At 48.5% G+C, this 4,602-nt stretch carries 1 protein-coding gene; it reads left to right on the top strand.

What is annotated here, in order from left to right:
* Window positions 1–4,602 (top strand): hypothetical protein (locus tag PQO00_RS20155; protein ID WP_274186657.1); only part of this gene is annotated, 4,602 nt, incomplete at both ends.

The raw sequence follows: 4,602 nt of genomic DNA, 5'->3' as shown, positions 1-4,602 counted from the left end.
GAGATTATACCCTGACAGTGCGTAGTATCACCGATACCAGTTGTACTTCCAGTAGTCCTGTTAGTATAGCGGCTTCCCCAGGCGCTCCCGAAGCCCCGACCTTTATCATTCCAAGAGAAGCAAGCTGCGAAGACAATACCGCTGATATAGAAGTCACCGCCCCACTGGGAAGCGCGTATGAATACAGTTTAGATGGTACGAACTTTCAAAGCGAAGTTGATTTTCCAAATATTCCCCCAGACGATTATACCCTAAAAGTGCGCAGTATAAACGATACCAGTTGTACTTCCAGTATACCTGTTAGTATAGCCGCTTCACCGGGCGCTCCCGAAGTTCCGACCTTTATCATACCACGCGCGGCAAGCTGTACCGATAATACAGCCGATATAGAAGTTACCGCCCCATTGGGAAGCGCGTATGAATACAGTTTAGATGGCACCAATTTCCAGAGCGAAGTCGATTTTATAAACCTAACACCTGGAGATTATACCCTGACAGTGCGTAGTATCACCGATACCAGTTGTACTTCCAGTACACCTGTTAGTATAGCGGCTTCCCCAGGCGCTCCCGAAGCCCCGACCTTTATTATTTCAAGAGCCACAAGCTGCGAAGACAATACCGCCGATATAGAAGTCACCGCCCCATTGGGAAGCGATTATGAATACAGTTTAGATGGTACAAATTTCCAGAGCGAGGTCGATTTTATAAACCTAACTCCTGGAGATTATACCCTGACAGTGCGCAGCGTTAGCGATACCAGTTGTACTTCCAGTACACCTGTTAGTATAGCCGCTTCACCGGGCGCTCCCGAAGTTCCGACCTTTATTATTTCAAGAGCCGCAAGCTGCGAAGATAATACCGCCGATATAGAAGTTACCGCGCCACTGGGAAGCGCGTATGAATACAGTTTAGATGGTACAAATTTCCAGAGTGACATCACTTTTACAAATCAGCCTCCTGATGATTATACCCTGACAGTGCGCAGCGTTAGCGATACCAGTTGTACATCCAGTACCGCTGTTAGTATAGCGGCTTCACCAGGCGCCCCCGAAGTGCCTACTTTTATCATCCCGCGCGCCGCAAGCTGCGAAGACAATACCGCCGATATAGAAGTCACCGCGCCATTGGGAAGCGCGTATGAATACAGTTTAGATGGTACAAACTTCCAGAGCGAAGTCGATTTTACAGACCAGACACCAGGCGATTATACCCTGACAGTGCGCAGCGTTAGCGATACCAGTTGTACTTCCAGTAGTCCTGTTAGTATAGCGGCTTCCCCAGGTGCTCCCGAAGTTCCGACCTTTATCATCCCGCGCGCCGCAAGCTGCGAAGACAATACCGCCGATATAGAAGTTACCGCGCCACTGGGAAGCGCGTATGAATACAGTTTAGATGGTACAAACTTCCAGAGCGAGGTCGATTTTATAAACCTAACTCCTGGAGATTATACCCTGACAGTGCGTAGTATCACCGATACCAGTTGTACTTCCAGTAGTCCTGTTAGTATAGCGGCTTCCCCAGGCGCTCCCGAAGCCCCGACCTTTATCATTCCAAGAGAAGCAAGCTGTACCGATAATACAGCCGATATAGAAGTTACCGCCCCATTGGGAAGCGCGTATGAATACAGTTTAGATGGCACCAATTTCCAGAGTGTCATCACTTTTACAAATCAGCCTCCAGGCGATTATACCCTAAAAGTGCGCAGTATAAACGATACCAGTTGTACTTCCAGTATACCTGTTAGTATAGCGGCTTCCCCAGGCGCTCCCGAAGTTCCTGTGTTTATCATACCACGCGCCGCAAGCTGCGAAGACAATACTGCCGATATAGAAGTTACCGCGCCACTGGGAAGCGCGTATGAATACAGTTTAGATGGCATAAACTTCCAAAGCGAAGTCGATTTTCCAAATCAGACTCCTGGCGATTATACCCTGACAGTGCGAAGCGTTAGCGATATCAGTTGTACTTCCAGTACACCTGTTAGTATAGCCGCTTCACCAGGTGCCCCCGAAGTTCCGACCTTTATCATCCCACGCGCCGCAAGCTGCGAAGACAATACCGCCGATATAGAAGTCACCGCCCCACTGGGAAGCGCGTATGAATACAGTTTAGATGGCACCAATTTCCAGAGTGAAGTCGATTTTCCAAATCTGACTCCAGGCGATTATACCCTAAAAGTACGTAGTATTAACGATACCAGTTGTACTTCCAGTATACCTGTTAGTATAGTGGCTTCACCAGGCGCTCCCGAAGTTCCGACCTTTATCATACCACGCGCGGCAAGCTGTACCGATAATACAGCCGATATAGAAGTTACCGCCCCACTGGGAAGCGCGTATGAATACAGTTTAGATGGTACCAATTTCCAGAGCGAAGTCGATTTTACAAATCTAGCTCCTGGTGATTATACCCTGACAGTGCGAAGCGTTAGCGATACCAGTTGTACTTCCAGTAGTCCTGTTAGTATAGCCGATTCGCCGGGCGCCCCCGAAGTTCCGACCTTTATTGTCCCACGCGCCGCAAGCTGCGAAGACAATACCGCCGATATAGAAGTCACCGCGCCACTGGGAAGTGAGTATGAATACAGTTTAGATGGCACCAATTTCCAGAGCGAAGTCGGTTTTATAAACCTGACTCCTGGAGATTATACCCTGAAAGTCCGTAGTATTAGCGATACCAGTTGTGTTTCCAGTAGCCCTGTTAGTATAGCCGCTTCATCAGGCGCCCCCGAAGTTCCGACCTTTATTACTCCAAGAGCCACAAGCTGCGAAGACAATACCACCGATATAGAAGTCACCGCGCCACTGGGAAGCGCGTATGAATACAGTTTAGATGGCACCAATTTCCAGAGCGAGGTCGATTTTACAGACCAGACACCTGGCGATTATACCCTGACAGTGCGTAGTATTAGCGATACCAGTTGTACATCCAGTATACCTGTTAGTATAGCCGCTTCACCGGGCGCTCCCGAAGTTCCGACCTTTATTATTTCAAGAGCCGCAAGCTGCGAAGACAATACCGCCGATATAGAAGTCACCGCCCCACTGGGAAGCGCGTATGAATACAGTTTAGATGGCACCAATTTCCAGAGCGAAGTCGATTTTCCAAATCTAGCTCCTGGTGATTATACCCTGACAGTGCGAAGCGTTAGCGATACCAGTTGTACTTCCAGTACCGCTGTTAGTATAGCCGCTTCACCAGGCGCTCCCGAAGTTCCCGCGTTTATTATCCCACGCGCCGCAAGCTGTACAGACAATACCGCCGATATAGAAGTCACCGCCCCACTGGGAAGCGCGTATGAATACAGTTTAGATGGTACAAACTTTCAAAGCGAAGTTGATTTTCCAAATATTCCCCCGGGCGATTATACCCTAAAAGTGCGTAGTATTAACGATACCAGTTGTACTTCCGGTACCGCTGTTAGTATAGCGGCTTCCCCAGGTGCTCCCGAATCGCCGACTTTTATCATGCCACGCGACACAAGCTGCGAAGACAATACCGCGGATATAGAAGTTACCGCGCCACTGGGAAGTGAGTATGAATACAGTTTAGATGGTACAAACTTTCAAAGCGAAGTTGATTTTCCAAATATTCCCCCTGGCAATTATACCCTAAAAGTCCGTAGTATTAACGATACCAGTTGTACTTCCAGTATACCTGTTAGTATAGCGGCTTCACCAGGTGCCCCCGAAGTTCCGACCTTTATTATTTCAAGAGCCGCAAGCTGCGAAGACAATACCGCCGATATAGAAGTTACCGCCCCACTGGGAAGTGAGTATGAATACAGTTTAGATGGCACCAATTTCCAGAGTGTCATCACTTTTACAAATCAGCCTCCAGGCGATTATACCCTAAAAGTGCGCAGTATTAACGATACCAGTTGTACTTCCAGTAGTCCTGTTAGTATAGCGGCTTCCCCAGGTGCTCCCGAAGTGCCTACTTTTATTATTCCAAGAGCCGCAAGCTGCGAAGATAATACCGCCGATATAGAAGTCACGGCCCCACTGGGAAGCGCGTATGAATACAGTTTAGATGGCACCAATTTCCAGAGTGTCATCACTTTTACAAATCAGCCTCCAGGCGATTATACCCTAAAAGTGCGCAGCGTTAGCGATACCAGTTGTACTTCCAGTAGTCCTGTTAGTATAGCGGCTTCCCCAGACGCTCCCGAAGTTCCGACCTTTATCATCCCGCGCGCGGCAAGCTGTACCGATAATACAGCCGATATAGAAGTCACCGCCCCGCTGGGAAGCGCGTATGAATACAGTTTAGATGGCACCAATTTCCAGAGTGACATCACTTTTACAAATCAGCCACCAGGCGATTATACCCTAAAAGTGCGCAGCGTTAGCGATACCAGTTGTACTTCCAGTACACCTGTTAGTATAGCGGCTTCCCCAGACGCTCCCGAAGTTCCGACCTTTATCATCCCGCGCGCCGCAAGCTGCGAAGACAATACTGCCGATATAGAAGTCACCGCCCCACTGGGAAGTGAGTATGAATACAGTTTAGATGGCACCAATTTCCAGAGTGTCATCACTTTTACAAATCAGCCTCCAGGCGATTATACCCTAAAAGTGCGCAGTATTAACGATACCAGTT

Source organism: Flavivirga sp. 57AJ16 (genome assembly GCF_028736925.1).
GTDB lineage: Bacteria > Bacteroidota > Bacteroidia > Flavobacteriales > Flavobacteriaceae > Flavivirga.
The sequence above is the reverse complement of the archived record's forward strand: the minus strand, read 5'-3'. Positions and strand labels throughout refer to the sequence as shown.